Origin of the sequence: Cupriavidus necator (assembly GCF_016127575.1) — a bacterium.
Taxonomy (GTDB): domain Bacteria; phylum Pseudomonadota; class Gammaproteobacteria; order Burkholderiales; family Burkholderiaceae; genus Cupriavidus; species Cupriavidus necator_D.
Genome location: NZ_CP066019.1, coordinates 371788 through 398778 on the forward strand (window position 1 = coordinate 371788; position 26991 = coordinate 398778).

The following is a 26991-nucleotide window of genomic DNA, read 5'->3' on the forward strand; positions in this document are numbered from 1 at the left end:
AGGCCGCCCTGCATGGCGCGGCGCGAGGCTGCCCCATCGGCAGAGGCGCATATGCGTGTAGCACACCAGATCATCCTGACCGACCAGGATCGCTCCCAGCTCGAAACACTTGCCACCGCGCCGGAGACCCCGGCCAAGGTGGCGCAGCGCGCCCGCATCATCCTGCTGGCGGCGCAAGGCGAGCAGAACAAGATGATTGCGCCCCGCCTCGGCATCGGGCGCGCACAGGTCGCGCGCTGGCGCGAGCGCTATGCCCACGCGGGGCTCGGCGGCATCCTGCATGACCTGCCGCGCGGCGCTCCGCCCGTCAGGGTGGACCTGACGAGGCTGGCGAGGCTGACTGGCGCAGACGGCCCCGACGCGACGCGCGGCTGGAGCATGCGCGGCGTGGCGGCGGAACTGGGCGTCAGCGCCGCAAGCGTCTCGCGTCACTGGCGCGCGGCGGGACTCGCTTCCGGGCTTGGCGGCCTTGGCGGACTTGGCGGGTTGAATGGGATCAACGGCCGTGCATCCGGCCCGGCGCCGTTCCATTTCACCGGGCGGGCTGTCGAAATCGTTGCCCTCTACGCAGCCGGGCCCGAGCATGCACTGGTGCTGGCGTTCGACGAGCCTGCGCATCCGCTGGCCGCCCCTGGCACGTCGGGGGCGGGGGGCCAGAACCTGCGCTCGCTGCCGGCGCACCAGCGCAGCCTTGCCGCATCGCTGCTGACGGCGCTGCGGATGCTCGATGGCGGGCTTGGCGACGCAAGCGCCGGCGCCCAGCACGAAAGCTGGCTGGGCTTCCTGCGCGACGTGGAGGCGGCCACGCCCGCGGACCGGCACATCTGGGTCCTGTCGGACAACTACGCCAGCCACCAGCATGCGGACGTCCAGCACTGGGTCCGGCGCCATCCGCGCGTGATGGTGCAACTGGCACCCAACGGCGCCGCCTGGCTGCGCATGGTGCAGCGGTTCCTGTGCGATGCGCAGACCGTGCGCCGGTCGAGTTTTCCGGCCGCCATTCCGGAGGCGCTGGCCGCCATCGAAGCGGCTGCGCGGTCGCGCGGCGCGACGCCGTATCGCTGGATCCGCCAGACCGTGCCGCACGGTCCGGCCAACGGCCAATCGCGGGATATGCCGGATATGCCGGATGCGCCGGACGTTCCGCTGGAGCCGCAAGCCGCGAGCCCGCTGTTGCTGCCTGGCCATGCCGTGGCCGAGGGCGAACGTCCCATCCAGGCGATCACCAGCACCAAGGTGCTGCCGCCGCGCGGCGCCCGGCAACTGATGCCGCGCGAAGCGCTGATGGGCCGCCTGCTCGACGCCCGCCGCCACCGCTGCGTGATGATCCACGGCCAGGCGGGAAGCGGCAAGACCAGCACGCTGATGGCGTGGCGCAAGGCCATGATCTCGCTGGGCTACGACGTCTGCTGGCTGTCGCTGGCGGCCGAGGACAACGAGCCGGCGCGCTTCCTCGACTATCTGCTTGCCAGCATTGCGGAGGCCGATCCCGCCGCCGCGCGCGAAGCCTCGCAAGTCGTGGCCGCCGGACACGACGAGGCCGAGATCGAACTGTGGGCGATCACGCTGGTGCAGGGCCTGGCCCGGCGCCAGCGCGAACTGGTGCTGATGATCGACGACCTGCACCATGTTTCCGACCCCGCTATCCTGCTGGCGCTGCAGTGGCTGCTGGAGTACGCCCCGCCGCAACTGCACGTGGCGCTGGCCTCGCGCACGGCGCTGGACCTGTCGATGGAGCGCCTGCGTCTGCAGAACCAGCTCGCGGAATTCGACATGCGCGACCTGCGCTTCTCGCCCGAGGAATCCGCGCGCTACCTGCGCGACCAGCTCGGCAACATTCCGGGCAGCGACGCCGCGGCGCTGCATGAACTGACGGACGGATGGGTGGCCGGGCTGCAACTGTTTGCCATCGGCCTGCGCACCCGGCAGGCCGGCAGCTACCCGGTGACGCAGGTGCGCGACGCCCGGGCGTTCGCCAGCTTCTTCGAGCGCGAAGTGCTGGTCCGGCTCGCGCCCGACGATCTCGACATGCTGACCCGGGTGGCCATCTGCCAGCGCTTCTGCGTGCCGCTGTGCGCGGAAATCCTCGGGCAGCCCGACGCTGTGGCGGGCATCAAGGCGCGCGTGACGCGGATGGTGGCCGACCATCTGTTCATCACCGTGGTCGGCAGCCACGACAACGAAACCTGGTACCGCATCCACCCGCTGCTGCGCGAAACGCTGCTCGGCTACCTGGCGGCCCGCGACGAAGCGGAGATACGCGCGCTGCACGCCACGGCCTGGCGCTGGTTCGACGCCCGCGGCCACCTCGACGAGGCTGTGCTGCACGCCGTGAGCGCGGGCGAGCCGGACGCCGCCGCGAAGCTGGTCGAAGGGCGCGCGCAGGCGCTGCTCGTCGGCGGCGAACTGAGCCAGGTGGCGGGCCTGCTGCGCATGCTGCCGCAAGAGCAGGTCAGGCGCAGCTTCCGCCTGCACGTGGCCCACGCCTACATGCTGCTCTACGCGCGCGATTTCGACAGCCTGCGCCGCAGCCTCGACGAGATGGACGCGCAGCGCGCCAGCGTTGGTACGGTCGGGTGCTATACCGTGTCGCTGCTGCGCGCGGGCATGGCGCTGCAACTCGACGATATCGACACCGCGGCGGCGCTGCTGCCGGAAATCTGGAACCCGCCGCCGGAGGCCGGCGATTTCACATGGCTTGCCCGCGCCAACGCGCTGTCCTGGCTGCTGATCCAGCGCGGCGAGCACGATCTGGCGCGCGGGATTCTGGAAGAGGCCGACCTGCGCAGCCGCTCGCCGCGCAGCCGCCAGTTCGGCCGCTGCGTGCACGCGCTGAGCCTGGTGCGGGAAGGGAAGATCCGCCAGGCCTGCAAGATTGTGCGGGAGGTGCTGGCGGAAGCCGAGGGGTATGGCGCGGGCTACGTGGCGATGGCGAGCATGGCCGCCGGGCTGCTGGCCGATGCGCTGTACGAGCTGAACGAAACCGAGGCGGCCTGCCAGCTTCTGGAGCCGCGCATCGGCATGGTGGAGCGCACTTCGTTGCCGGAGGTGGTGCTGCGGGCCAGCCTGGTGCTGTCGAATTCGCACTGGATCGCCGGGCGGCGCCAGCAGGCACTGGCCTGTCTGGACCGGCTGGAGGCCTATGCGGTGCGCTATGGCCTGGACCGGCTGCTGGCCGAGGCGCTGGTGCAGCGGTTGCGCCGGCATCTCCAGCAGGGCGCGATGGAGCGGGCCAATATCGTCCTCGAATGCGTGCGGGGGCTTGCGCAACGCCATGCCGCTTCGGGTTCGGATTCGGGCCCCGAGCGGGCCCGCGCGCTCGCCCACGCGGCCGAGCGCGCGGCGATCGACATGGCCCTGCACACCCGCGATTTTGCCGGGGCGCTGGAGCGCATCCAGCCCTTGCTCGATGCCACCGCGCAGGGACCCGCCACGGCCAGCCTGCGCATGCAGCTTGCCGTGGCGCGGCAGGGGCTGGGGGAGGGGGCGGCGGCTCGGCAGGACTTCGTGACGGCCTGCCGGCTGGGCCACGGGCTGGGTTTGTCGCGCACGCTGCTGGACGCGCTGGAGGTCATGTCGGACGCCTCCGACGCTCTTATCCGCGAGCCGCTGCCGGACCCTGTGCTCGGCTTCTACGTGCAGCGCCTGCTGGCGGCGCATCGCACGGCGGCCAGCGAGCGCGGCGCCGCCGATGCCGGGCCGCAGAGCGGCCCCATCGCCCTGCTGAGCGAGCGCGAGCGCGAAATCCTGTACCTGCTGGCGCAGGCGATGTCCAACAAGAAGATCGCGAGAGTCCTGAATGTCTCCGCCGAGACGGTCAAATGGCATCTCAAGAACATCTACGCCAAGCTGGGTGTCGGCGGCCGCGGCGGCGCCGCCGCGCTGCTGCGCGACGTGATGGGGCCGGGCGTGGTGCCGGCCTGATCCTGCCGCCTTCCTGCCGCTGTCCACGCACGCCCGCGTCATGCGGGTAATGCCGTTCAGTTTCAGCTGGTCCACCGTCGTCCCCGCGAAAGCGGGGACCCAGTGGCTTTGAAAGACGCTGGGTTCCCGCTTTCGCGGGAATGACGGTAAGACCAGGAATGCTCAACTGAACGGCATTAAGCGTCATGCGGGCGTGTTGTTGCGGGCGCATTGCGGATTGCCGGAGTGCTCCGCTAGCGCGCCTCATGCGGCGGGTGGTGGTGGCGCGCGGACCTTACGCATGCTTATCCGCGCGCCATAAGCTCCGCTCCTCCCCATGCCACCCGAGTCGGGGAGTACCTGCCCCGGGCCCGCCGGCCAATCATGGACACACACCTTTCGTTCAACCCGATTTACTGGAGTGTCCAAGACATGAGCCTGCTTGAAGGGAAAGTCATCATCGTGACCGGCGCCGGCGCCGGCGTGGGCAAGGGGATCGCGCTGGAGGCGGCCCGCCAGGGTGCGCGCGTGATCGTCAACGACATCGGCGTCAACATCGACGGCTCGGGCGGCAGCGCCAGCCCCGGCGAACAGGTCGTCGCGGAAATCCGCGCGGCTGGCGGCGAGGCGGCGGTCAACACCGACAGCGTGGCCGACTGGGGCGCGGCGCAGAAGATCGCCCAGCAGGCCATGGACCTGTATGGCCGCATCGATGGCGTGGTCAACAACGCCGGCAACCTGCGCGACGTCCTCTTCCACAAGATGAGCGAAGAAGAGTTCGACGCCGTGATCGCGGTCCACCTCAAGGGCAGCTGGAACGTCTCGCGCTCGGTGGCGCCGCATTTCAAGGCGCAGGAGAGCGGCGCCTTTGTCCACATGACCTCGACCACCGGCCTGATCGGCAACTTCGGCCAGGCCAACTATGCGGCGGCCAAGCTCGGCATCGTCGCGCTGTCGAAGTCCATCGCCATCGACATGCAGAAGTTCAACGTGCGCTCCAACTGCATCGCGCCGTTCGCCTTCACGCGCATGGTCGACAGCGTGCCCGCCAATACGCCGGAAGCGCTGGAACGCCGCAAGGTCAACATGCGCCTGGAGGCCGGCAAGATCGCGCCGTTCACGCTGGCCCTGCTGGCCGACGAAGCGAAGCACGTCAACGCCCAGGTCTTCGGCGTGCGCAACAACGAAGTCTTCCTGTTCTCCCAGCCGCGGCCGATCCGCTCGGCCCACAGGAGCGAAGGCTGGACCGTGCAGTCCTGCGTGGAGCATGCCATCCCGATGCTCAAGAGTTCGTTCGTCCCGTTCGAGCTGTCGCGCGACATCTTCACCTGGGACCCGGTCTGACCGCGGATCACGGCTTCAAAGGAGCAATGCAATGGATTTCGAGCCCGATCTCGGACTGGAGGCGTTCCGCCAGGAAGTACGGACTTTCCTGCGCGAGAGCCTGCCTGCCGACCTGGCCGGCAGGCCGCGCAGCGGCACTCGCTCTTCGCGCGCGGACCTGACTCGCTGGCAGGGCATCCTGAACCAGCGTGGCTGGGGCGCACCGTCCTGGCCGAAAGAGCATGGCGGCACCGGCTGGTCGGTGCTGCAACGGCTAATCTTCGACGAGGAATGCGTGGCCGCCGGCGCCCCGTCGCCGGACACCGCCGCCCAGCGCCTGCTGGGACCGGTGCTGAACGCTTTCGGCACGCCGGCGCAGCGCGCCGAGCATATCCCGCACATGCTGAGCGGCGAGCGCCAGTGGTGCCAGGGCTTCTCGGAGCCGGGTTCCGGCTCCGACCTCGCCTCGCTGCGCACGCGCGCAGTCAGGGATGGCGACCACTATGTGGTCAACGGCCAGAAAATCTGGACCACCTGCGCCCACCGCGCCGACTGGATCTTCCTGCTGGTGCGCACCGATCCCGAGGCGAAGAAGCAGGCCGGCATCACCTTCCTGCTGGTGGACATGAAGTCGCCCGGCATCACGGTGCGGCCGATCCGCAGCATCGACGGCTGCCACCACCTGAACGAGACCTTCTTCGAGGATGTCAGGGTGCCGGTGGCCAACCGCGTGGGCGAGGAAGGCGCCGGGTGGAGTATCACCAAGTTCCTGCTCAACAACGAACACGCGACGGCCGCCGACCTGCCGATGCTGCGCCGCTACCTGACGCAGGTGCGCAATCTCGCCGCGCGCAAGGATGTCAGCGGCCGCACGCTGGCGCAGCGGCACGAGTTTTCGCTGCGGCTGGCGCGCTTCGAGGCGGAGCTGAACGCCATCGCCATGCTGGTGCAGCGCGTGGCGTCGATGGAGGAAGACCATAGTCCCGCTGCCCACGCGATGGGCTCCATGCTGAAGATCCGCGGCACGGAACTGCAGCAGGCCATGAGCACCTTCCTGGTGGAAGCGCTGGGCGACTACGGCGCCGTGGCGTACCCGACGCTGGACGACGAGGGTGGCAACGGCCATGGCGACGAACGCGCCGAGCTGCCCATGCAGGACCTGGGCCGCGGCATCGCCAGCGAGATGTTCTTCCGGCGCGCCTCGACCATCTATGGCGGCACCAGCGAAGTCCAGCGGACCATCATCGCCAAGTCGCTGTTCAATTTCTGAAGGCAGTCACCGAGCATGAAATTCAACCTGAATGATGAGCAAGGCCTGCTGCGCGACAGCGTGCGGCGCTTTGTCGACAAGGAATACGACCTCGCGGCGCGCACGGCACGCCTGCGCAGCGGCGAGCCGTGCCATGCCGGCCATTGGCGCACCTTCGCCGATAACGGCTGGCTGGCCGCGGCGCTGCCGGAAGCGGCGGGCGGACTGGGCGGCAATGTCATCGACATGGCGCTGATCAGCGCCGAGTTCGGCCGCGGCCTGGTGATCGAGCCCTGGCTCGGCAGCGCCGTGCTGGCGCCGCAGACGGTGCTGGCAGGCGGCTCTGCGCTGCAACGCGAAGCGCTGCTGCCCGCCGTGGCGGACGGCTCGCGCCGGCTGGCGCTGGCCTACAGCGAAAGCCAGTCGCGCGGCTTCGCCGGCCCGGTCCTGACGCGCGCCATGCCGACGCAGGGCGGCTACACACTGCACGGCACCAAGACGCTGGTGCTGGGCGGCTGCGACGCCGATGCGTTCGTGGTCTCGGCCGATGTGGCCGGTGTGGGCACCAGCCTGTTCGTGGTGCCGGCCGGAAAGGAAGGCGTAAAGCGGCGCGCACTGCCGCTGCATGACGGCAGCTGGGCCGCCGAAGTGAGCTTCGACGGCGTCTTCGTTCCGGCCGACGCGCTCCTGGGCGAGGCCGGCAACGGCGAGGCCGCGCTGCGCCAGGGCCTGGCGCATGGCACCGCCGCGCTGTGCGCCGAACTGGTGGGCGCCATGGAGAAGGCCATCGAGATCACGGCGGAGTACCTGAAGGTGCGCAAGCAGTTCGGCGTGGCGATCGGCAGCTTCCAGTCGCTGCAGCACCGGGTGTCGGACATGGCCGCCGAGATGGAAGTCGCCCGCTCGATGCTTTACGTGCTGCTGGCAGCCATCGAAAACGACAGCCCCGACCTGGACCGCACCGTGTCGCAGGCCAAGAGCCTGGTGGTGCGCGCCGCGCGCTTTGTGTGCGGACAGGCCATCCAGCTGCACGGCGGCATTGGCATGACCGAGGAATATCCAGTCGGCCATTACTTCAAGCGCGCCGTCGTGGCGGACGCGCTGTTCGGCAATGCCGACATGCACGATGCGCGCAATGCCGAGGCATGGCAGGCATCCCTGACTGAATAGGAAGAGCAAGCATGAAGACCTACGAGAACATCGCCGATCTCCAGCCGCTGGTTGGAGAAGTCATCGGCACGAGCGAATGGCTGGCGCTGGACCAGGCCCGCATCAATACGTTCGCCGACGCCACGGGCGACCACCAGTGGATTCACGTCGACGTCGAGCGCGCGAAGAACGGCCCGTTCGGCGCGCCGATCGCCCACGGTTTCCTGACGCTGAGCCTGCTGCCTGCCTTTACGCACTCCGCGTACCGGATCCGGAACAGCAGCACGGGCGTCAACTATGGCCTCGACAAGGTGCGGTTTCCCGCCCCGGTTCCGGTCGACAGCCTGCTGCGTGCGCAATTCAAGCTGATGTCGTACGAGGCGCTGGAGAACGGCGGCGCCCAGTTCAAGGTCGAGATGATGGTGGAGCGGCAGGGCGGCAGCAAGCCGGTGTGCATCGCGGAATCGATCCTGCGGCGCTTTCCCTGATTTCCATAAGGCGCCGCACGCCGCGCGGTGACGACGACGGGCGGGTCTGCTGGCAGGCCGCCCGTCTTTTGCCATTCAGGCACCCCGGCAGACAGACCGCCCCCACGGCAGTGTTGCCGTCTAGCCAACCACCGTCGTTCCCGCGCATACCCGAAGGGCACGTGGGCGGGAACCCAGTGACTTTGATCCCGAAGGGGACGTGAAGACGCTGGATTCCCGCCTGCGCGGGAATGACGGTAGCGCTTGATGCCTTAACAGGACTACGTCATCCCCATGCAGGGGACTCAATAGAAGGAGGAGACAGGCATGACCAGACCCCATTCGACACGCCGCCGCCACATCCTGGCGCTGGCCGCCAGCAGCGTCATCCAGACGCTGGCACCGGCCGCGCGGGCGCAGGCGCGCGGCTACCCGGACCGCCCGCTCAGGATCGTGTCCGTCGCGAGCCCGGGATCGGGCATCGACGACTACACGCGCCTGCTGGCCAAGTTCCTGGGCGAGAAGCTGGGCCAGGGCGTGGTCGTGGAGAACCGGCCCGGGGCCAACATGATCATCGCCAGCGACTACGTGGCCAAGTCAGCGCCGGACGGCTATACGCTGCTGCTGACCGCATCGAGCTCGATGGCGGCGAATCCCTTCCTGTTCCGCCAGCTGCCGTACAACCCCAACAAGGACTTCGTGCCGGTGGCCCGGCTGTCGACGTTGCCCATCGTGCTGGTGGTGCCGGCCGCATCGCCATACAGGACCGTGGCCGACCTGGTCAACGCCGCGCGCGCCAATCCGGGCAAGCTCAATGGCGCCAGCAGCAGCACCGGCTACCGGCTGATGGCCGCCGCGTTCACGCAGGCGGCGGGCATCCGGACGACCGACGTGCCGTACAAGGCGACCGCCAGCCTGCTGACGGACCTGATGGGGGGCAGCGTCGATTTCACCATGGTGGAGTTCGGGGCGGCGCTGGCGCTGATCCGCTCGAACAAGCTGCGTGCGCTTGCCATGCTGAGTCCGAAGCGGCTGCCGCAGTTGCCCGACGTGCCGACGCTGGCGGAAGCCGGCATGCGCAACGGCACGCTGGTGGAGTCGGTGTCGCGCATCAACTGGAGCGGGCTGTTCGCGCCCGCGGGCACACCGGCGCCGATCGTGGAGCGGCTCGGGCGGCTGTCGCTGGAGTTCGTCAATTCGCCGGAGGCGGCGGCGCACTACGCCAGCCGGGGCAGCCTGGCGAATCCCGGCTCGGGCCCGGAACTGGGCAAGGCGGTGCTGGACGACCAGCAGGTCTGGAAAACGCTGATCGCCGCGGCTGGCGTGCAGCCCGAGTAGTGAATTAGTTAAGGTTTCTATTCCTGCTGTCATTCCCGCGAAAGCGGGAACCCAGCGTCTTTCAAAGCCACTGGGTCCCCGCTTTCGCGGGGACGACGGCGGACTAACTGAACCGCATTAACCCGGGGGGGCGCCTTATTCCACCCGCGCCCCGGACAGGCGGACCAGGCGTTCCACAACGGGAGCCGTGGCCTCCACATCGCGCTTGAAATCCGCCCCGGTGGTGCCGAGCGGCTGCATGCCGAACACCTGGAAGCGGGCCTTCATCGCGGTGGTCTGCGCGGCGGCGCGCGCCGCCTGCTCCAGCTTTGCCAGCACCGGCGCCGGCACGTTGGCGGGCGCCAGGATGCCGCCCCAGCCGATGGTCCTGTACTCGGCGCCGGGAAAGCCGGCCTCGGCCATGGTCGGCACGTCGGGCAGCTCGGCCAGCTTCTGGTTGCCCATGACGGCCAGCGCGCGAAGACGGCCGCTTTTCAGGTGCGGTGCCAGCGTACCGGTGGTGCCGATGCCCCAGTCGATCTGGCCGCCGATCAGGTCCTGCATCATCGGCGCCTCGCCCTTGTAGGCGGCGTGGGTCATCTCCAGCTTGTTGGACTCGCTGAAGTACGCCGCCATCAGGTGCGCCGACGAGCCGATGCCGTACGAGCCATAGGTCACGCTGCCCTTGTGCTGCTGCGCCCAAGACACAAATTCCCTGACCGACTTCACCGGCACCTTTTGCGTATTGACCGCCATGACGAGCTGGCCGTCGCAAATCTGCGAGACGAAGGTGAAGTCGCGTTTGACGTCATAGGGCACCCTTGCATACAGGAACGGCGCCATGAGGATCGGGCCGGACGTGGTGACCAGCAGCGTGTACCCGTCCGGCGCGGCGCGGGCCACGTACTGGGCACCGAGCATGCCGCCGGCGCCGGGCCGGTTGTCGATGACGATTGGCTGGCCCAGTTGCTTGCTCATCGTCTCCGCCATGGTGCGGGCGATGGAGTCCATCGCGCCGCCTGCGGCGTTGGGCACGACGAATGTAATCGGCCGGCTGGGATAGGTGTCGGCCCGCGCGGTGATGCCGCAGAACAGCATGGCCACACCGGCGATCGCTTTCCACTTCATCGTTGTCTCCTCTTCTGGGTCTTGTCATGAAGGCCGGGCCTGGCCCGGAAAGTCGCCCGGCCGGCCCCGGTCCCGTCGCCGCGAGTGGCCGGCCGGGCGGCAATCAGTTGATGGCGTTGAGGCCGAGGATCTCGCGCCCGATGATCAGCGTCTGGATCTCGGTGGTGCCTTCGGGAATCAGGCCGCCGCGCGCGTCGCGGAACAGGCGCTCGACCGGGTAGCCCACCGCGCAGCCCATCGCGCCATGCACCTGCAGCGCGAGGTGGGACACTTCATAGGCGTTATCGGTCGCATACAGCTTGGCGATCGAGCATTCGCTGCGCGCGTTGCCGCTCTGCAAGGCCCGCGCGGCGCGGTAGCCGAGCGCCCGCGCCGCCTGCACGCGCGTGGTCATGTCGACGATATGCTTCTGCACGAGCTGGAACGAACCGATGGGGCGCCCGAACTGCTTGCGCTGGGTGGCGTAGTCGGTCGCCAGGTCCAGCGCATACTGCGCCGCGCCGACCGCGCCCATCGCCACGTTGAGACGGCCGAAATTCAGGCCGATCAGCGTCTGGCGCAGGCCCTGGCCTTCCTTGCCCAGCAGGTTCGCTGCCGGAATCTCGGCATTTTCGAAGGTGAAGGCGGCGGTGCCGGTGGTGCGCGCGAACATCATCTCGACCGGCGTGGCGGTGTAGGGCGTGGCGTCGCGCTCGACCAGGAACATCGACAGATCGCCGTTGCAGGTGTCGCTGTAGGTGCGCGCCACCACGATGCCGAAGTCGGCGAACATGCCGTTGGTGATCCACAGCTTGCTGCCGTTGAGCACGTAGGTGTCGCCGCGCTTGTCGGCGCGGGTCTTGATCTCGGCCACGTTCGAGCCGACATCGGGCTCGGAGATCGACACATAGCTCTTGCGCTCGTTGCGCAGCAGCGGCCACAGGAAGCGCTCCTTCTGGGCCTCGGTGCCGTAGGCCTGGATGATGCCCGCGACGATGTTCATCGAATTGATGATGGCGCGCAGCGACTGCCAGCAGTAGCCGGCTTCCTCCATCATCACCGCCCAGGTCAGGTAATCCAGCCCCAGCCCGCCTTCGGATTCCGGCATGTAGCCGCCGAAGTAGCCGAAATCGGCCAGGCCGGGCAGCACCTCGTGGGGGAAGCGCCGGTTCTTCTCCGCCTCGTCGATGATCGGGGTGATCTTGTCCTTCAGGTAGCGGCGGATGTTATCGCGCAGCAGGCGCTGGGTGTCGTCCAGGCCATCGATGTCAAGGGTGGTGTCAGCCATGCGGCCTCCGCAAATAAGAAAGGGTTTGGCGCCATGTTGGCGGCGCGCGGGAGAGGCCGGCAAACGGTTTTTTGGAGGGGCACGGATAAGCGCGGCATGGCGGATAAGTGCGCCTGATCGCGCAGGGCCGGCACTGGCGCGGCATGGGCGGCGTGCCCTGGCGCAGGCTGCGCTTTGCCGCCCCCCCGACCCCGCAGCGGTCCGGCGTCGGCGATTTCCGGAAGTCGTCATATGCGCCGCTTGATGCGATATGCGCAACCCCCGCCGGGGGGGCGGGGGTTGCGCGATCGGCGGGTATCTTCAGGCGTGTATCGAACCTTGCGAGAGCGAACATGAAGACACGTATCACCGAGCTGCTGGGCACCCGCTATCCGATCGTCGAGGGTGGCATGCAATGGATCGGCCGCGCGAAGCTGGCGGCAGCGGTATCCAATGCCGGGGCGCTTGGCATGATCACGGCGCGTACCCAGCGCACGCCCGACGACCTGCGCCGCGAGATCGACCGCACGCGCGAACTGACCGACAAGCCGTTCGGCGTCAACCTGACGCTGTCGCTGACCAACACCGACGTGACCTACGACGACTGGGTGGACGCCATCGTCGCCAGCGGCGTGCAGATCGTCGAGACTGCCGGCAACAACCCGAAGCCGGTGATCACGGCGTTCAAGGAGGCGGGCCTGAAGGTCATCCACAAGTGCACGGCGGTGCGCCACGCGCTGTCGGCCGAGCGCATGGGCGTGGACGTGATCTCCATCGACAGCTTCGAGGCGGCAGGCCATATGGGCGAGGGCGACGTCGGCAGCATGGTCATGATTCCCGCCACCGTGCAGGCCGTGAAGATCCCGGTGATCGCCTCGGGCGGCATCTGGGGCGGACGGGCCATTGCCGCCGCGCTGGCGCTGGGTGCCGATGGCGTGAATATCGGCACGCGCTTCGCGCTGACCCAGGAATGCGAGTCGCACGACAACGTCAAGCAAGCGCTGCTCAAGGGCAATGAGCACTCCACGATCCTCCTCAAGCGCACGCTGAAGCGCTCGGCCCGCTACTTCAGGAACGAGGCGGCGGAGCAGGTCCTGGCGATGGAACTGCGTCCCGGCGGCGCCACCTACGACGACCTCGCGCCGCTGCTGGCCGGCGAGCGCGGGCGCAAGGTGCTGGAGACCGGAGACGTCCCGTCCGGCCTGATCGGCGCCAGCCAGGCGATCGCGATGATCGACGATATCCCGGCCTGCCAGGAACTGGTCTCGCGCATGATGGCCGAGTGCCGCACTGCGCTGTGCGAGACGCTGGCGCGGTTCGACGACTGACGATTCACCAAGGAGGCAACCCATGCAAAGAGAGACGATCCCCTTGCGCGAAGCCCGGCTCGAAATCGGGGACGGCATCGCGGAGCTCATCCATGACCGGCCGGAACGTCGCAACCCGATGTCGCTGACGCTGCGCCAGGACTACACCGACATGCTGGACCGCGTGGAGCGCGACCCCGAGATCCGCGCGCTCATCATCACCGGTTCGGGCGGCTCGTTCTGCGCGGGGGGCGACCTCGGCGACCTGAAGAGCCGTGTCGAGCAGCCCGATGCGCCGCAGAATTCGCCCGACGCGATGCGGCGTCGCCTGCTCGCGCTGCATGACCGGGTCGCGCGGCTGCGCAACCTGGAAATGCCTGTCATCGCCGCGGTCGATGGGCCGGCGCTCGGCGCCGGCATGGGGCTGGCGCTGGTGGCCGACTTCGTGCTGGCGTCGCCGCGCGCATTCTTCGGCATGTCGTTTGCCAAGGTGGGGCTGGTGCCGGACATGGCTTCGGCCTACTTCCTGCCGCGCGTGGTCGGCATGTCGATGGCCAAGGAACTGATGCTGACGGCCCGCAAGGTCGGTGCCGAGGAGGCAAAGCAGCTCGGCATCGTTCATGCGATCTATCCGCACGAGACGCTGGCCGAGCAGGCGCGGCAGTTCGCGCTGCGCTTCGTCGACGCGCCCCCGCAGGCGATGGGCGCGATGAAGCGCATGCTGAACAGCAGCTTCGAGACGAGCTACGGCGCGTTCGTGGAGCTGGAGGCGAATGCACAGGCGGTGGCGTCCACCACGGCTTACCATGCCGACGCCTTGCGCCGCTTTGCCGAGGGCAAGCCGTTGCGGTATGACTGGGACCGGGTGGCGAAGGGGTGACAGCTTGCCGCCTGTTGCGGTAATGACAAGGCCAGCGCCTGGGCGTTGGCCATTTTGCATTTCGGACGTTGCAAAGAACGGCTTGCCACCGATTGCTTGCTGTTATACGTCATTGACGTATAGTGGTCGCATGTACACGGTGATCGAAACGGAAGTCTTCCAGCGCTACGCTGACGGAATCTGGTGCGACGATGAGCGCCCCAGGCCTTCATTAGCTGACTGGCCAACAACGCCGAGGCCGCAGACGTGACGGGTGGTCGCGCGCAGGCATGGGCAAGCGCGGCGGCGCACGGCTGATCTACTACAACATCCTCGACGACGGGCAAATCTGGTTGCTCATCGCCTACACCAAGGCAAAGTTCGACAAACTCCCGACGGCGTTCCTCAACCAACTGCGACAAGGAGTCGAAGATGGCCACTGATAAGGAAATTGACCAATTCCAGGCTGACCTGCTGAAGTCGGTCAAGCAAATGAAAGCCGGCCAGGCCGCCCGCGTCACGAAGGTCGAAGTCTCGCCCGTCGCGCACGCGCGCAAGCTTTCGGGCCTGTCGCAGAGCCAGTTCGGCGACCTGATGGGCGTTTCTGTGCGTACCCTCCAGGAGTGGGAGCAAGGCCGCCGGCAACCCACAGGCGCAGCGCAGACCCTGCTGCGCGTGGTGACGATGCATCCCGAGGTGCTGCGTGAGTTGCATAAGGCTTAGCGCGTCATCGGGGCGCGAAATCGGCGCTGAACCAGGCAAAATGGCCGGGCGCATGCCCGGCCATTTTGCATTCACTGCCAACGCATCCGGCGCTTATGCACCTTCCCCCCGGATCTCGATAACCGCGTCGGCCGCATACGCGCCTTCACCGGCCGGCATGGCGAAGACCGGATTCAGGTCCACCGACTGCAGGCGCGGACCGGCGGCCGCGGCGAATGCCGAGAGCCGGGACAGCGTGCGGGCCAGCGCGGGAATATCGGCCACGGGCCGCCCGCGCGCGCCGAGCAGCAGCGGCGCACCCTTGATCGAGCGGATCATCTGCTCGGCCACGTCTTCGCCGAACGGGCAGCGGTGGAACACCACATCCTTCAGCACTTCGACGAACACGCCGCCGAGACCGAACATGGCGATGGGGCCGAAGACCGGATCGCGGTTGATGCCCATGATGCATTCCACGCCGCCCGACAGTTGCTTGGCCACCAGCACGCCTTCGATGCGCGCGTCGGGCGCCGCCTGGCGCGCGCGTTCGAGCAAGGTGTCGAAACCCGCGCGCACGGCGGCTTCGTCGCGCACGTCGAGCAGCACGCCGCCGATCTCGGACTTGTGCAGGATGTCGGGCGACAGGATCTTCATGACCACCGGGAAGCCGATCTCGCGTGCGGCAAGTACCGCGGCATCGCCCGTCGCGCAGCTCCGTTCCGGCGCGCTGGCAATGCCTGCCTCGGCCAGCAGCGCCTTGGCCTGTGCCTCGGTCGGCGTCTGCGCGGGCAGCGTCACCGCAGGCACGGACGGCGCCGGCGCGGCAGGCGCGGCGGCGAAGGCGCGGCCGAAGCGGCCCATGGCGGCGATGGCGGCGACGGCGCGGCTCGGGTCCTCGAACACGGTGAAGCCGGCGGCTTCGTATTCGCGGATCGCCTCGCGCGCGCCGCGCGTCACCAGCACGTAGAGCCGGTCGGGGAAGCGCTCGCGCGCACGCGTGAGCTGTTCGCGCAGCATCGGCGCGACGGCGGGCATGGTCGCAACATAGCTGAAGAAGGCGACGATCGATCGATAGCCGCCTTCGTCGAGCATCATCTCCAGGAAGGGCCGCACCAGCGTCGGATCGTTGAGGAACTGGCCCGTGGTATCGACCGGGTTGCGCGGCGAGCAGATCGGCAGGCGCTCCAGCATGCGGGCCTGCGCGGCGGCGGGCATTTCCGGCATGGGCAGGCCGTATTCCTCGGCCGCGTCGGAGATGATGACGCCCGCGCCGCCGCTGAGGGTCACCACGCCCAGCGTATTCTCGGCCGGGAAGATGCCGCGCCCGGCCAGGCGCACGATGTCAAGCATCTGCTCGGTGGTGTTGGCGCGCACCACGCCGAGTTCTTCCAGCACCGCGTCCACCACGGCATCGTTGCCCGCGATCGACGCCGTGTGCGATTGCGCCGCGGCGCTGCCGACCTCGCTGCGGCCGACCTTCATCATCACCACCGGCTTGCGCGCCGCGCGGGCGGCCTTGAGCGCGTCGGCGAGGCCGTCGCCGTCATGGATGCCTTCGGAGTACAGCGCGATCACGCCGGTATTCGGATCGTCCACCATCAGGCGCACGACGTCGGCCAGCGACACATCGGCTTCGTTGCCGGTCATGACGACGCCGGACAGGCCCACGCCCGCGTCCACCAGGGACGACACGAGATGGCTGCCGTACGCGCCCGACTGGCTGATGACGGCGACGTTGCCGGGGAACACGCCGTCAAGGCGGGCCAGCGTGGTGAAGCTGCCGACGAAGCCCGTGTGCAGGTTCACGCAGCCGAGCGAGTTCGGACCGAGCAGGCGCGTGCCGCCGCGCCGCGCGATGGCCACCAGTTCGTCCTGCATGGCGACGCCCGCGCCGCCGACTTCGGCGAAGCCGGCGCTGAACAGGATGGCAACCGGCACGCGGCGCTCCGCGAGCTGCTCGATCACGCCCCGCACCTGCTCGGCGGGAACCGCGACGACGGCAACGTCCGGCACTTCGGGCAGGTCGGCAACGGTAGGCCAGGCTTCGAGTCCCTGCACTTCGCGGCGATTCGGGTTGACCGGCATGATGCGCCCGGCATAGCCGGTTGCCAGCATGGTGGAGATCGGCTTGCCGCCGATGCGGTCAGGGTCGTTCGACGCGCCGATGATGGCGACCGAGCGCGGATTGAGCAGGCAGGATAGAGAGTTCTTGGTAGTCATGAATCACCCGTCGGAGGGGGAGGGCGGCGCGGTGCGCGCCGCCTTCGGGATCAGGCCAGCGTGAAGGTCGGCACCGGCGCGCCGCCTTCGGACGGCGCGAAGCGCAGTACCACTTTCTGGCCGATGCGCACGGTGTCGAGATCGCAATCGACGATATGGCTCATGACCGTTACGCCTTCGTCGAGCTTGACGTAGGCGATGCAGTACGGCGTGGGGCCGGCACGGCGCGTGACGCTGAACGAGTAGATCGTGCCGCGCCCGCTCGCTTCCTTCCAGTGCGTGCTGCCCATGCAGAACGGGCACAGCGGGCGCGGATACCAGTGCGGCTTGCCGCAGCTGTCGCAATGCTTGACCAGCAGGCGGCCCTCGCGGGCGGCGGCCCAGAATTCTGCGTTGTCGGGGTGCTCGATGGGCGGGTTGTACGGGATGGGGGTGTGGGGAGTCGTCATGGCGATGTCCGAATGCGGGCCGACGCGGCGCCGGCGTTATTCACGTTCCAGGATGAGGGTGGCGCTGCCGTGGCGGGCGCCCAGCAGGCCGCCGGTGCCGTGGGCGAGCGCCAGGCGGCAGTCGGGTACCTGCACCGCCGGGTGGGCCTCGCCACGCAGCTGGCGCACGGCCTCGATGACCTTGGTGATGCCGCCGCGGTTGGCCGGGTGGTTGTTGCACAGGCCGCCGCCATCGGTGTTGAACGGGAGCTTGCCCACGCCGGAGATCAGGTTGCCGTCCATCACGAACTTGCCGCCTTCGCCTTTCTTGCAGAAGCCCAGATCTTCGAGTTGCAGCAGCACGGTGATCGTGAAGCTGTCGTAGATCGATGCGTACTGGATGTCGGCGGGCGTGACGCCGGCCTCGGCGAAGGCCGCGGCGCCGGAGAAGCGTGCGCCCGACCAGGTCAGGTCGACTTCGCCGCCAAGCTGGCCCTTCACGTACTCGCCGGCGCCGAGGATCTTCACCTTGGGGCGCTTGAGCTTCGCGGCGATCTCCGGGCGCGCGACGATCAGCGCGCCGCCGCCATCCGACACCACGCAGCAGTCCAGCTTGCGCAGCGGGTCCGAGATCATGGGCGAGTTCAGCACGTCCTCCACCGTCACCACGTCGCGCAGCATGGCGTTCGGGTTGTGCTGCGCGTGGTGCGATGCCGCCACCTTGATCCACGCGAGCTGTTCGGGCGTGGTGCCGTACTCGTACATGTGGCGCATGGCGACCATCGCGTAGTTGTTGACGGTCACCTGGCCGAACGGGCTTTCGAAGGGCAGGTCGGGGGTGTTGTCGCCCCAGTTGCGCGCCTTGGTGCCGCTGGAGCCTTCCGAGCGCGGACGGCCGGCGAGCGTGATCAGCGCCACGTTGCACTTGCCCATGGCGATGGCCTGCGCGGCATGCGATACATGGGCCAGGTAGGACGAGCCGCCGGTTTCGGTCGAGTCGACATGGCGCACATTCAGGCCCATGTAGTCGATCATGTTGATCACGCCGAGGCCGGGAGCATCGCCGGCGCAGAAGTAGCCGTCGACATCGGCCAGCGTCAGCCCGGCGTCTTCCAGTGCGCCCTTGGCGCTTTCCGCGTGGAGCTGCGCCACGGTCTTGTCGGGTGCCTTGCGGGTGGGGTGCTCGTAGGCGCCTACGATGTATGCCTTGCCTTTGATGCTCATGCTTGCTTCCTGTGTGTGGACAAAGGGTTGGGGGTTCCGGCGGGCGGATGGCCTTCCGGCAGTGTGTTGCGCTAACGGCTGTCTGCGCTGGCCGGGTTCGGCTCCGTTTGCACGTCCGGGGCGCCGCGGCGATGCGGCGGCCACAGCAGCTTCACGACCTCGCCGTCCTCGCGGTAGGTGTGGCAGGTGTTCAGTGCCGCGGGCTGCGGCAGCGGCGCGGTGCCGTCGGCATGCCAGCGGCCGCCGCGCTCGCGGCGGTCGACCGCGAAAATGGTCTGCCGGGCCGTGGTGGCCAGCGGTCCGAGCAGTTCGGTGAGGTGGGTGCAGCCGCGCACACCACCGACGATGGCGCTGGCCTGGCGGCGAAAGCCTGCCCGGATCTGCAAGCCCTTCAGGCCGGCATAGGCGGACGCGATGTCGGCGCACTGGCTGGTCGGGCCGGCGGACAGCGTTGCGCCGATGTCATGGATCACCAGGTCGCGGCTCACCGTGATCACGATGCGCATGTGATGGATAGCTTCGCCCGGGCCCAGGCGCTTGAACAGCAGGTGCGTGCCGGTTGGCGTGATGTCCGTCATCTCGGCCTCGATGTCGAACAGGCCGTCGGCGCGCTCGTAGCCGTTGCAGGTCACGTGGCGCGTATGGATGCGATTGCGGTCGGGAAGGGTCGGCTTCATGGGGGCTCGTCGCGGGGCTCAGGCAGCGTATCGCCAGGACTCGTTGCCGGCATGGAAAGGAGAGGGGCGCCGCAATCCCTGCATGCGGCGGTGCGCGGCCCAGAACAGCACGCGCAAAGGGAGGTCGAGGCTGCCGCTGGCGTCGTGGCATTGCACGGCATCCGGTTCGACCGCCACGCCAAGCTCGGCTGCCGACGCATATCCCACCACGCTCACGCGGGCGTCGCCGTGCTGCAGGCATTCGCCGAGCAAGGCACGCAGGGCTTCCGGGTAGGACGGTGCGCCGGGGCGGCTCGAGCTTGCCAGCGCCCGCTGTTGCAGCTGGCGGCTGGCCTGCCTGACTTCCTGCAGGAGGTCCATCATGCGCTCTCGCGGCGCGGTGGCGTGGGCAGGCTGGTGCCCTGCGCGGGGCCGTGGTGGTAGCGGCGTGGTGCAAACGTATGCTGACATCGGAATGTGCGGGTGATGCGCCGGCCACGATGGCGGCGCGGAGCCTGCGAAGCAGTGTGAAGCCGGCAGCCGTCCGGCATCCCCACTCGACGAGGGGGGGCGAGTGCGCCCGGTACGCCGCACGACGCCTTAAGTCCGCCTTGCAGTGAAACAGCCCCGCGCTCCAGGTGACAGAAACGGGCCCATTCAACTGCCCGTCCGCCGCAGGCCATATGCGCCGCGATGCGCCACCCGCGTCGGGGAGTGCCTGGCGCCATGGCAGCGGCAATCATGCTTCCAGTACTGCCTTCCTGTTACCGCATGCCTACGACCAACCCGCATCTTCATTACGTTCCAGCCGGCGTCACGCTTCCCGTGGCGGCGCATGAAGGTGATCCCTTTCGAAGCCTGAAGGTCATGGCCGAGGCGAATCCGGACGCCGTCGTGGCCACCGACGAGGCCGGCGGACCGCTGACCTGCGCGCAGTTGCTGAATGCGAGCCTCATGCTGGCGGGATACATGCAGCAGCGCCTGGATGTCCGCGGCGGCGAGCGTGTGTTGCTGATGCTGCCGGCATATCCCCCGCTGGCAATTGGCTGGTATGCCGCGCTGCGCTGCGATGCTGGCGTGGTCTCGCTGGACCCTTGCAGCTCCGCTGGGGAAGTGGCGGTATGCCTGAGCGAGTCCGGGGCACGCGTGGCCATTGTCCTGGCGGACGCGCTGGCCAGCGTGAATCCCATGCTGGAGAACGGACGGCTGCGCGCCTGCATTGCCGCGGCGCCGCCCGCTTCAGACTGGCGCCGCTCGGGCGGCGCGGGACAGCATCCACGGGTGCATGCATTCGGCGATGCCCTGGCGGCGGGCATCGAGGCGATGCCGGCGCGGGGCTCGGGCAATGCGCCCGCCTCCCCGCGTGGCGCCCGTACGCCGCACAACTTCCTCCGCTAACGACACTGCGCCGCAGTCGCCCCTGTTTCTGTCGATGCGCCGCGGCGGATTGCCCGGTCCGGCGCATCGAGTCTCCACCCCCTGCGGTCTGCTCGGGCCCAGCGGGACTTATCGCTCCGGCCACCCGGCGGGAGCGTTCTTTTTTTCAAACCACCCGATCCGGAATGCTGCGCCCGGCGCATTGAGCGTGCACGATTGCGATACGCGCGGGGTCATGTGCAACGGCTGCCGACGGGCGCCGATATGTTGCGCTTGCGCGCCGTGACCTGTCCGGTCGCGTCATAAGCGCTGGTGTCGGTGCGCCTCACTGGTCGCCCACGTTATCCTTGCCGTCGTCGGCGTGGCGCTTAATACCCGTTTTCCGGCGCAGGCATGGACCTATCATCTCCCCCCCCCAGAGACGAGGGGGCAGGCGGGGTGGCACACCCCCTCCCGTCTGGGAGGTGGATCGGCGGCAGACAGTGGTCTCCTTGCCGGTGCGCACACAGGGATTCGAAGTGCGCCGCGTACCCGGCGGTCCGGGGCCAGAGACGGTGGCCTCCGCCATTCAACCGGGGCGCAGGGGATCCACATGGAGAAGACGAGCTATGAAGAAAACAAAATTGGCCCTGGCGGTATGGGGAGCGCTTGCCGGGTTCAATGCTGCCGCGCAAACGAGCAGCGTGACGCTGTACGGTGTGATCGACGTGCCGATCGAGTATGTAAACCGGGTCGCCACGGCGCAGCCGACCGTGGTGAACGGGCAGCCGGTGTTCGCTAACACCGGCGGCTCGCGCGTGTCGATGCTGCCGCTGGGCGGCAGGGCGCCGTCGCGCTGGGGACTGCGCGGCGTGGAGGACCTGGGGGGCGGAAACAGCGCCATCTTCGTGCTGGAAAGCGGCTTCACGGCTGATTCGGGCGCCATGACATCGGGCAGGCTGTTCGGCCGCCAGTCCTATGTCGGCCTGCAGAGCAAGACCTACGGCAAGCTGATGTTCGGCCGCCAGTACACCTCTCTTTTCGAGGGGCTGTCGAACTTCACGCCCACGCGGTATGCGTCGACGTATGACCCCGTCGCCTGGCAGCTCGGCATCAACTATCGCGAGGACAACACGATCAAATACCTGGGCACGTTCGGCCCGGTAACGGTGGCGGCGCACTACTCGTTTGGCGTTGGCGTGCCGCTGATTGGCGCCACGCCGCTCGCAGGCGGCGGTGCCGGCGAGACGCCGGGGGCGTTCCGCGACAACAACGGCTATGGCGCGGCGGTGACATACCTGAACGGCACCTTCGGCGCGACGCTGGCGTATGACGAATGGCATCCCGCGGTCACGTCGGGCCAGCAAGGCGTCGCCCGCAAGCTTGGCACCGCCGTCAGCTATGCCGCTGGCCCGTTCAAGGCCATGCTGGGCTATCGCTGGGCTAAGACCGACTTCGCCAATGGCAACACGCTGGCGCGCGACGACTATTACTGGGCTGGCATCAATTATGACATTACCCGGGCACTCGAGCTGACGCTAGCCTACTACTACGCCGACTTCAAATCCCTGCGCCTGGGGCCGACCGCGCCGAGCCTTGCTCCCGCGAACCCGTGGCAGACGACGCTTATTCTCGACTACCGCCTCTCGAAGCGTACCGACGTCTACTTGGCCACGGCCTACGCACGCAACGCGGGCCTGAACTTCGACTCCACACAGACCGCGTTCCTGTTCAACTATCCGTCGATGGCCGGACAGAAGGGCATGTTCGGCGTTTCCACCGGCATTCGTCACACCTTCTGATCCGCAGACGGTTCGTAGCAAGGGCGGGTTGCTGCCCGCAGCCGCCCGCCACTACCGGTGCCGCGACATCCGCTCTGTGCGGGTGCGCGCGCGGTGCCGGCGAGCAATTAACCCAGGAGTACGCGTTGCAAACCACCTATGACTATATCGTGATTGGCGCCGGGTCTGCGGGCTGCGCCGTCGCAGGCCGCCTGGCTGACGCCCGTGCCGGCACCGTTGCGGTGCTTGAGGCGGGTGGGCATGACTGCCGCCCGGCCATTACGGTCCCAATCGGATTTGCGTCGACGGTGCCGAAGCCCGGCCCGTTCAACTACGGCTTCACGACCGAGCCGCAGCGTGCGCTCGGGGGGCGGCGCGGCTACCAGCCGCGGGGCCGGGTGCTGGGTGGAAGCTCGTCGATTAACGGTATGATCTATATCCGCGGAACGCCGTCCGACTACGACGGTTGGGCGGCCGCAGGTTGCGAAGGGTGGGGGTGGAGCGATGTCCTGCCGTACTTCAAACGGGCGGAATGCAATGAACGCCTGGGCGGCGGTACCGAAGACGACTGGCACGGCGGGAGTGGTCCGCTGCATGTGGTCGATACCCGCTCGCTCAATCCATTCGACCGGCGATTCGTCGAGGCAGCGCAGGCCGCCGGCTACCGGTACAACCACGATTTTAACGGCGCGCAGCAGGAAGGCATCGGCTTTTACCAGCGCACCCAACGCGACGGCGAGCGCTGGAACACGGCGCGCGCCTATCTGCATGGCGGCGATGCCTCGTCGCTCAATGGCGGCCGCCCGAACCTCGATGTGCTGACGGACACACAGGTCCTGCGTATCGTGTTCGAGAACAAGCGAGCGACCGGCGTTGCAGTGGTGCGCGGCGGGGTCGAGCAAGTGCTTCGCGCGCGCCGCGAGATCATCCTCACCGCCGGCGCATTCGGCTCGCCGCAACTGTTGATGGCCTCCGGCATCGGTCCGGCGGGCCATCTGCGCGACATGGGTATCGACGTTATCCATGACGCCCCGGAAGTCGGGCAGAACCTGCAGGAACACCCAGACATGAAACTCGGGCACCGGCTGGTCAGCGCCGACCTGTACGCCTTTACGCTACGCGGGGCGCTGCGTCTGGCAAGCGAGTGGCGACGCTACCGGAAGCAGCGCTTCGGCATGTTTGCTTCCAATATCGCCGAGTGCGGCGGCTTCCTGAAGAGCCGTCCGGACCTCGCCGATCCCGACCTGCAGCTGCACTTCACCGCGACGCTGGGAGATCCGAACGCGCGCAACGTCCACGGCTACTGCCTGCATGTGTGCGTGCTTCGCCCCCGCAGCCGCGGGGAGGTCCTGCTGGCCAGCCCGGACGCGCGCCAGGCACCGAAGATCGACCAGAACCTGCTGGCAGATGCGTACGACATGGAGACCCTGCTGGCGGGCACGAAGATCATCCATCGCATTCTCGGCCAGGAGCCGCTTGCGCGGCTTGGCGGAAAGCCCCACAAGTATGGACATTTGCGCTTCGATGGCAGCGACGATGAAGCGGTACGCGAACTGATCCGCGAGCGCGCCGACGTTGTCTTCCATCCTGTCGGCACTTGCCGAATGGGGAGCGACAGCGGATCCGTGGTCGACCCGCAACTGCGCGTGCGCGGCGTCGAAGGACTGCGCGTGGCCGACGCCTCGGTCATGCCGGCCCTCATCGGTGGCAACACCAACGCGCCCGCGATCATGATTGGCGAAAAGGCGGCCGACCTTGTGCGCGGCATCGCGCGCGCGGGCGGCGACGCGATAGTCGACGGCCACGCACCCGGGCGTGCACCGGTGACGGAAGCCGGCGCAGCCAGTACGGCTTGGGCAAAAGCTGACGTTTCCCGGGCTGCGGCGCCCTCCATCAGCAAAGCGATGCTGGCGAGCGCCCTGGTGGCGGCGCTGTCCTCGGGCGCTCACGCCGTCACTGCGCCGGACCCGGCCAAGCCCGCGAGCGCCACGACCGCCGCCAGCAACGCCGCGGTGCACCAGCAACTGCCGTTCACGGACCGCGCCGACTACGAGGCGGTCGAGCGCGGGCTGGTCGCGCCGTTTCGCGGGGAAGTCCGCGACGCGTCCGGCCGAGTGATCTGGAATCCGGCAGACTACGACTTCCTGCGTGCCGAGGCCGCGCCGGACACGGTCAATCCCAGCCTCTGGCGCATGGCGCAGCTCAACGCGCACGCCGGACTGTTCCGGGTCACCGACGGGGTCTACCAAGTGCGCGGCATGGACCTCGCCAACATGTCGATCATCGAAGGCCGGACCGGCGTGATCGTGGTCGATCCGCTGACCCGATCGGAAACCGCGCGGGCGGCGCTGGAACTGTACTACGCCAACCGGCCGCGCAAGCCGGTGGTCGCCGTCATCTACAGCCACAGCCACGTGGACCACTTCGGAGGGGTACGGGGCGTGGTCGACGAGGCGGACGTCAAGGCGGGCAAGGTCGCGATCCTGGCGCCGGCGGGCTTCATGCAGGAGGCGGCAAGCGAAAACGTCTTTGCCGGGACGGCCATGTTCCGTCGCGCCATCTACCAGGGAGGATACGGCGTGGTGCGCGGCGCCCGGGGCCAGGTCGATACCGGGATCGGCAAGGGCGTGCCGCTGGGCGGCACTACAGGCCTCATTCCACCCACGGTGCAGATCGTTAAACCCTACGAGGCGCGGCACATCGATGGTGTGGCATTTGAGTTTCAGTTGACGCCCGGCACTGAAGCGCCCGCCGAAATGAACTTCTACCTGCCCGGCAAGCGCGCGCTGTGCATGGCGGAGAACGCGACACGGACGATGCACAACATTCTGACGCCGCGCGGCGCGCTGGTGCGCGATCCGAAGGCGTGGGGCAGGTTCCTGGACGCGAGCCTGGTCAGGTATGGCGATCGCGCCGACGTGCTGTTCGCTCAACACAACTGGCCGACCTGGGGCGGCGAGAACATCCGCACGATGCTGGCCGACGAGCGCGACATGTACACCTTCCTCAACGACCGCACGCTGCACCTGATCAACCAGGGCATGACGCCGCTGGAGATTGCCGACACCATGAAAAAGTTGCCCGGCAAGCTGGATCAGACGTGGTACACGCGCGGCTACTACGGCTCGCTCAGCTTCAACGCGCGGGCCGTGTACCAGCGCTACATGGGCTTCTATGACGGCAACCCGGCCAACCTCGACCCGCTGCCGCCGGTCGAGTCCGGCAAGCGCTACGTGCAAGCCATGGGCGGGTCCGGCCACGTGCTGGACCTGATGCGCGATGCCATGGCGAAGGGCGATTTCCGCTGGGCGGCGCAGCTCGGCAACAACCTTGTGTTCGCCGAACCCGGCAATACCGCGGCCCGCCAGGCGCAGGCAGATACGCTGGAACAGCTTGCCTACCAGAGCGAGAATTCGCTCTGGCGCAATATGTACCTGAGCGGCGCCAAGGAGCTGCGCGGCGGCGTGCCGACGCTGGGCTCCGTTCGCAACGCCGCCGACCTCGTCAGGGCGATGGAACCGTCCATGTTCTTCGACTACATGGGCGTGCGCCTGGATTCGGACAAGGCCCAGGGACACGACATGACGCTGAACTGGGTGTTCACCGATCTGGGCAAGCCTTTCGCGCTGACGCTGCGCAACGGCGTGCTGACATACCGCGAGAACAGCCGCCATGCCAGGGCCGATGCCACCGTGACCATGACCAAGGCGACGCTGGACGGCATCGGCCTGCGCGAACTGGACTTGCCTCAGGCGGTACGCGAGGGCAAGGTGAAGGTGGAGGGCGACGCGGGCAAGCTGACGCAGCTCATAGGCATGCTGGCCACGTTCGATCCGTCGTTTGGCATCGTGGCACCGCTGGCAACGCAGTAGGGGGCGAGCGGTGGCACGCCGGGGCCGCACAAGGCGGCTCCGGCGCCGCTTATTCTTTGTCCAGGACCGTGTCGCGCACTTCCAGCAAGGCGGCCACGTAGGCATCACGGTTCTTCTTGACCCGTTCGGTGGGGCCGGCCAGCGCCACGCCTGCCGGCGTGCCGGCCAGCCACCCGGTCGCGGCGAGCCCGTAGACGCCGTCGCTGCCTTCCTCGCGTGAGTCGTACCAGCCGCGCTGCCGCATCTTCGCGATTTCGGCCATGAGCTTGTCGGGATCAACCACCGTGCGTTCGGTCAGGCGACGCATGCCCGACTTTGCCAGCATTGCCCGCGCCTCTTCCGGGGGCAGCAGGCCGAGCAATGCTTTCCCGGTCGCGGAGGCGTGGAGGGCGGCATGCGAGCCCACTTCGACGATGTAGCGCAGCGGTTCGCGGCTGGGCTGCACGGCCACCACCCGGACGTGCTGCCCCTCCAGTACGCTGAAGTAGGCGCTCTCGTTAGTCAGGGCCGCGAGCCGCTCGACGGCTTCGCGCGCCACGACACCGAGCGGATCGTTCTCCGCGATCTGCCTCACGATCTCCAGCAGGCGGCCGGTGGGGTAGAAGCGGCGGTTGCGCGCGGTGCGCGTGAGGTAGCCCAGCGAATGCAGGGTGTGGAGCAGGTCGGAGGTGCTGGTTTCGGGCAATTGCAGCAGCCGGGCCAGGTCCGAGTTGGACAATTCGCGCTTCTCACGCGCGAAGACTTCGAAGACCGCCATGGCGCGGGCGGCCGACGGGATCAGCGTGGGCATATGGACAAGTGAGG

Annotated in this window: 21 protein-coding genes; 13 read left to right on the forward strand and 8 right to left on the reverse strand. The window is 68.1% G+C overall.

What is annotated here, in order from left to right; all coding sequences use genetic code 11:
• Window positions 1–51 precede the first annotated feature (51 nt).
• The 6 genes from I6H87_RS20700 (at window position 52) to I6H87_RS20725 (ending at window position 9429) form a co-directional block, all read left to right on the forward strand.
• A complete protein-coding gene (locus I6H87_RS20700; protein ID WP_011616553.1) occupies window positions 52–3924 on the forward strand; it encodes a LuxR C-terminal-related transcriptional regulator in 3873 nt (1290 codons plus the stop codon).
• A gap of 411 nt (window positions 3925–4335) precedes the next feature.
• Window positions 4336–5247, forward strand: a complete 912-nt coding sequence (locus I6H87_RS20705; protein WP_041687953.1) for an SDR family NAD(P)-dependent oxidoreductase — start codon at window positions 4336–4338, stop codon at window positions 5245–5247.
• A 31-nt stretch (window positions 5248–5278) separates the two neighbouring features.
• Entirely contained in the window at window positions 5279–6496 is a 1218-nt protein-coding gene (locus I6H87_RS20710; RefSeq protein WP_011616555.1) for an acyl-CoA dehydrogenase, read from the forward strand.
• Window positions 6497–6511: 15 nt separating this feature from the next.
• Window positions 6512–7645, forward strand: coding sequence for an acyl-CoA dehydrogenase family protein (locus I6H87_RS20715; RefSeq protein WP_011616556.1), 1134 nt, complete (start codon window positions 6512–6514; stop codon window positions 7643–7645).
• An 11-nt stretch (window positions 7646–7656) separates the two neighbouring features.
• The gene (locus I6H87_RS20720; protein WP_011616557.1) at window positions 7657–8112 is read left to right on the forward strand and encodes a MaoC family dehydratase; all 456 of its coding nucleotides are present in this window, start codon (window positions 7657–7659) and stop codon (window positions 8110–8112) included.
• Window positions 8113–8418: 306 nt separating this feature from the next.
• The gene (locus I6H87_RS20725; protein WP_011616558.1) at window positions 8419–9429 is read left to right on the forward strand and encodes a Bug family tripartite tricarboxylate transporter substrate binding protein; all 1011 of its coding nucleotides are present in this window, start codon (window positions 8419–8421) and stop codon (window positions 9427–9429) included.
• A gap of 135 nt (window positions 9430–9564) precedes the next feature.
• On the opposite strand, the gene I6H87_RS20730 is transcribed toward I6H87_RS20725, so the two are convergent.
• Both I6H87_RS20730 and I6H87_RS20735 read right to left on the reverse strand, forming a co-directional pair.
• Window positions 9565–10536, reverse strand: a complete 972-nt coding sequence (locus I6H87_RS20730; RefSeq protein ID WP_011616559.1) for a Bug family tripartite tricarboxylate transporter substrate binding protein — start codon at window positions 10534–10536, stop codon at window positions 9565–9567.
• Between the two features lie 103 nt (window positions 10537–10639).
• Window positions 10640–11803: an acyl-CoA dehydrogenase family protein gene (locus I6H87_RS20735; protein ID WP_011616560.1), complete on the reverse strand. Its 1164-nt coding sequence runs from the start codon at window positions 11801–11803 to the stop codon at window positions 10640–10642.
• A gap of 332 nt (window positions 11804–12135) precedes the next feature.
• Here I6H87_RS20735 and I6H87_RS20740 point away from each other — a divergent pair, with 332 nt between their 5' ends.
• The 4 genes from I6H87_RS20740 (at window position 12136) to I6H87_RS20755 (ending at window position 14671) form a co-directional block, all read left to right on the forward strand.
• Window positions 12136–13110, forward strand: coding sequence for an NAD(P)H-dependent flavin oxidoreductase (locus tag I6H87_RS20740; protein WP_041687954.1), 975 nt, complete (start codon window positions 12136–12138; stop codon window positions 13108–13110).
• Between the two features lie 22 nt (window positions 13111–13132).
• Window positions 13133–13969 (forward strand): enoyl-CoA hydratase/isomerase family protein, encoded by an 837-nt coding sequence (locus I6H87_RS20745; protein WP_011616562.1) that lies wholly within the window; start codon window positions 13133–13135, stop codon window positions 13967–13969.
• Window positions 13970–14238: 269 nt separating this feature from the next.
• Complete coding sequence (locus tag I6H87_RS34455) at window positions 14239–14391, forward strand: hypothetical protein (RefSeq protein ID WP_231881482.1); 153 nt, start codon at window positions 14239–14241, stop codon at window positions 14389–14391.
• Window positions 14381–14671, forward strand: coding sequence for a helix-turn-helix domain-containing protein (locus I6H87_RS20755; protein ID WP_011616563.1), 291 nt, complete (start codon window positions 14381–14383; stop codon window positions 14669–14671). Before I6H87_RS34455 ends, I6H87_RS20755 begins: the two co-directional genes overlap by 11 nt.
• A 93-nt stretch (window positions 14672–14764) precedes the next feature.
• Here I6H87_RS20755 and I6H87_RS20760 read toward each other — a convergent pair whose 3' ends face one another.
• The 5 genes from I6H87_RS20760 to I6H87_RS20780 form a co-directional block, all read right to left on the reverse strand.
• Entirely contained in the window at window positions 14765–16870 is a 2106-nt protein-coding gene (locus tag I6H87_RS20760; RefSeq protein ID WP_011616564.1) for an acetate--CoA ligase family protein, read from the reverse strand.
• Window positions 16871–16920: 50 nt separating this feature from the next.
• Window positions 16921–17319, reverse strand: a complete 399-nt coding sequence (locus I6H87_RS20765; RefSeq protein WP_011616565.1) for a Zn-ribbon domain-containing OB-fold protein — start codon at window positions 17317–17319, stop codon at window positions 16921–16923.
• A gap of 36 nt (window positions 17320–17355) precedes the next feature.
• Window positions 17356–18522 (reverse strand): thiolase family protein, encoded by a 1167-nt coding sequence (locus I6H87_RS20770; protein WP_011616566.1) that lies wholly within the window; start codon window positions 18520–18522, stop codon window positions 17356–17358.
• 71 nt (window positions 18523–18593) lie between these two features.
• Window positions 18594–19199, reverse strand: a complete 606-nt coding sequence (locus I6H87_RS20775; protein ID WP_011616567.1) for a DUF2889 domain-containing protein — start codon at window positions 19197–19199, stop codon at window positions 18594–18596.
• A gap of 18 nt (window positions 19200–19217) precedes the next feature.
• Complete coding sequence (locus I6H87_RS20780; RefSeq protein ID WP_011616568.1) at window positions 19218–19562, reverse strand: hypothetical protein; 345 nt, start codon at window positions 19560–19562, stop codon at window positions 19218–19220.
• Window positions 19563–19949: 387 nt separating this feature from the next.
• Here I6H87_RS20780 and I6H87_RS20785 point away from each other — a divergent pair, with 387 nt between their 5' ends.
• The 3 genes from I6H87_RS20785 (at window position 19950) to I6H87_RS20795 (ending at window position 26187) form a co-directional block, all read left to right on the forward strand.
• On the forward strand, window positions 19950–20576 hold the full coding sequence (locus I6H87_RS20785; protein ID WP_157886305.1) for an AMP-binding protein: 627 nt from the start codon (window positions 19950–19952) through the stop codon (window positions 20574–20576).
• A 587-nt stretch (window positions 20577–21163) separates the two neighbouring features.
• Complete coding sequence (locus tag I6H87_RS20790) at window positions 21164–22336, forward strand: porin (protein ID WP_011616570.1); 1173 nt, start codon at window positions 21164–21166, stop codon at window positions 22334–22336.
• Between the two features lie 149 nt (window positions 22337–22485).
• A complete protein-coding gene (locus I6H87_RS20795; RefSeq protein ID WP_231881483.1) occupies window positions 22486–26187 on the forward strand; it encodes an alkyl sulfatase dimerization domain-containing protein in 3702 nt (1233 codons plus the stop codon).
• 49 nt (window positions 26188–26236) lie between these two features.
• Here the strand turns inward: I6H87_RS20795 and I6H87_RS20800 are convergent, their stop codons facing one another.
• On the reverse strand, window positions 26237–26977 hold the full coding sequence (locus I6H87_RS20800; protein WP_011616572.1) for an IclR family transcriptional regulator: 741 nt from the start codon (window positions 26975–26977) through the stop codon (window positions 26237–26239).
• Between the last annotated feature and the right edge of the window lie 14 nt (window positions 26978–26991).

Coding starts and splice junctions, on each gene's coding strand:
- I6H87_RS20700 (WP_011616553.1), top strand. CDS start 52: ATGCGTGTAGCACACCAGATCATCCTGACCGACCAGGATCGCTCCCAG.
- I6H87_RS20705 (WP_041687953.1), top strand. CDS start 4,336: ATGAGCCTGCTTGAAGGGAAAGTCATCATCGTGACCGGCGCCGGCGCC.
- I6H87_RS20710 (WP_011616555.1), top strand. CDS start 5,279: ATGGATTTCGAGCCCGATCTCGGACTGGAGGCGTTCCGCCAGGAAGTA.
- I6H87_RS20715 (WP_011616556.1), top strand. CDS start 6,512: ATGAAATTCAACCTGAATGATGAGCAAGGCCTGCTGCGCGACAGCGTG.
- I6H87_RS20720 (WP_011616557.1), top strand. CDS start 7,657: ATGAAGACCTACGAGAACATCGCCGATCTCCAGCCGCTGGTTGGAGAA.
- I6H87_RS20725 (WP_011616558.1), top strand. CDS start 8,419: ATGACCAGACCCCATTCGACACGCCGCCGCCACATCCTGGCGCTGGCC.
- I6H87_RS20730 (WP_011616559.1), bottom strand. CDS start 10,536: ATGAAGTGGAAAGCGATCGCCGGTGTGGCCATGCTGTTCTGCGGCATC.
- I6H87_RS20735 (WP_011616560.1), bottom strand. CDS start 11,803: ATGGCTGACACCACCCTTGACATCGATGGCCTGGACGACACCCAGCGC.
- I6H87_RS20740 (WP_041687954.1), top strand. CDS start 12,136: ATGAAGACACGTATCACCGAGCTGCTGGGCACCCGCTATCCGATCGTC.
- I6H87_RS20745 (WP_011616562.1), top strand. CDS start 13,133: ATGCAAAGAGAGACGATCCCCTTGCGCGAAGCCCGGCTCGAAATCGGG.
- I6H87_RS34455 (WP_231881482.1), top strand. CDS start 14,239: ATGGGCAAGCGCGGCGGCGCACGGCTGATCTACTACAACATCCTCGAC.
- I6H87_RS20755 (WP_011616563.1), top strand. CDS start 14,381: ATGGCCACTGATAAGGAAATTGACCAATTCCAGGCTGACCTGCTGAAG.
- I6H87_RS20760 (WP_011616564.1), bottom strand. CDS start 16,870: ATGACTACCAAGAACTCTCTATCCTGCCTGCTCAATCCGCGCTCGGTC.
- I6H87_RS20765 (WP_011616565.1), bottom strand. CDS start 17,319: ATGACGACTCCCCACACCCCCATCCCGTACAACCCGCCCATCGAGCAC.
- I6H87_RS20770 (WP_011616566.1), bottom strand. CDS start 18,522: ATGAGCATCAAAGGCAAGGCATACATCGTAGGCGCCTACGAGCACCCC.
- I6H87_RS20775 (WP_011616567.1), bottom strand. CDS start 19,199: ATGAAGCCGACCCTTCCCGACCGCAATCGCATCCATACGCGCCACGTG.
- I6H87_RS20780 (WP_011616568.1), bottom strand. CDS start 19,562: ATGATGGACCTCCTGCAGGAAGTCAGGCAGGCCAGCCGCCAGCTGCAA.
- I6H87_RS20785 (WP_157886305.1), top strand. CDS start 19,950: ATGCCTACGACCAACCCGCATCTTCATTACGTTCCAGCCGGCGTCACG.
- I6H87_RS20790 (WP_011616570.1), top strand. CDS start 21,164: ATGAAGAAAACAAAATTGGCCCTGGCGGTATGGGGAGCGCTTGCCGGG.
- I6H87_RS20800 (WP_011616572.1), bottom strand. CDS start 26,977: ATGCCCACGCTGATCCCGTCGGCCGCCCGCGCCATGGCGGTCTTCGAA.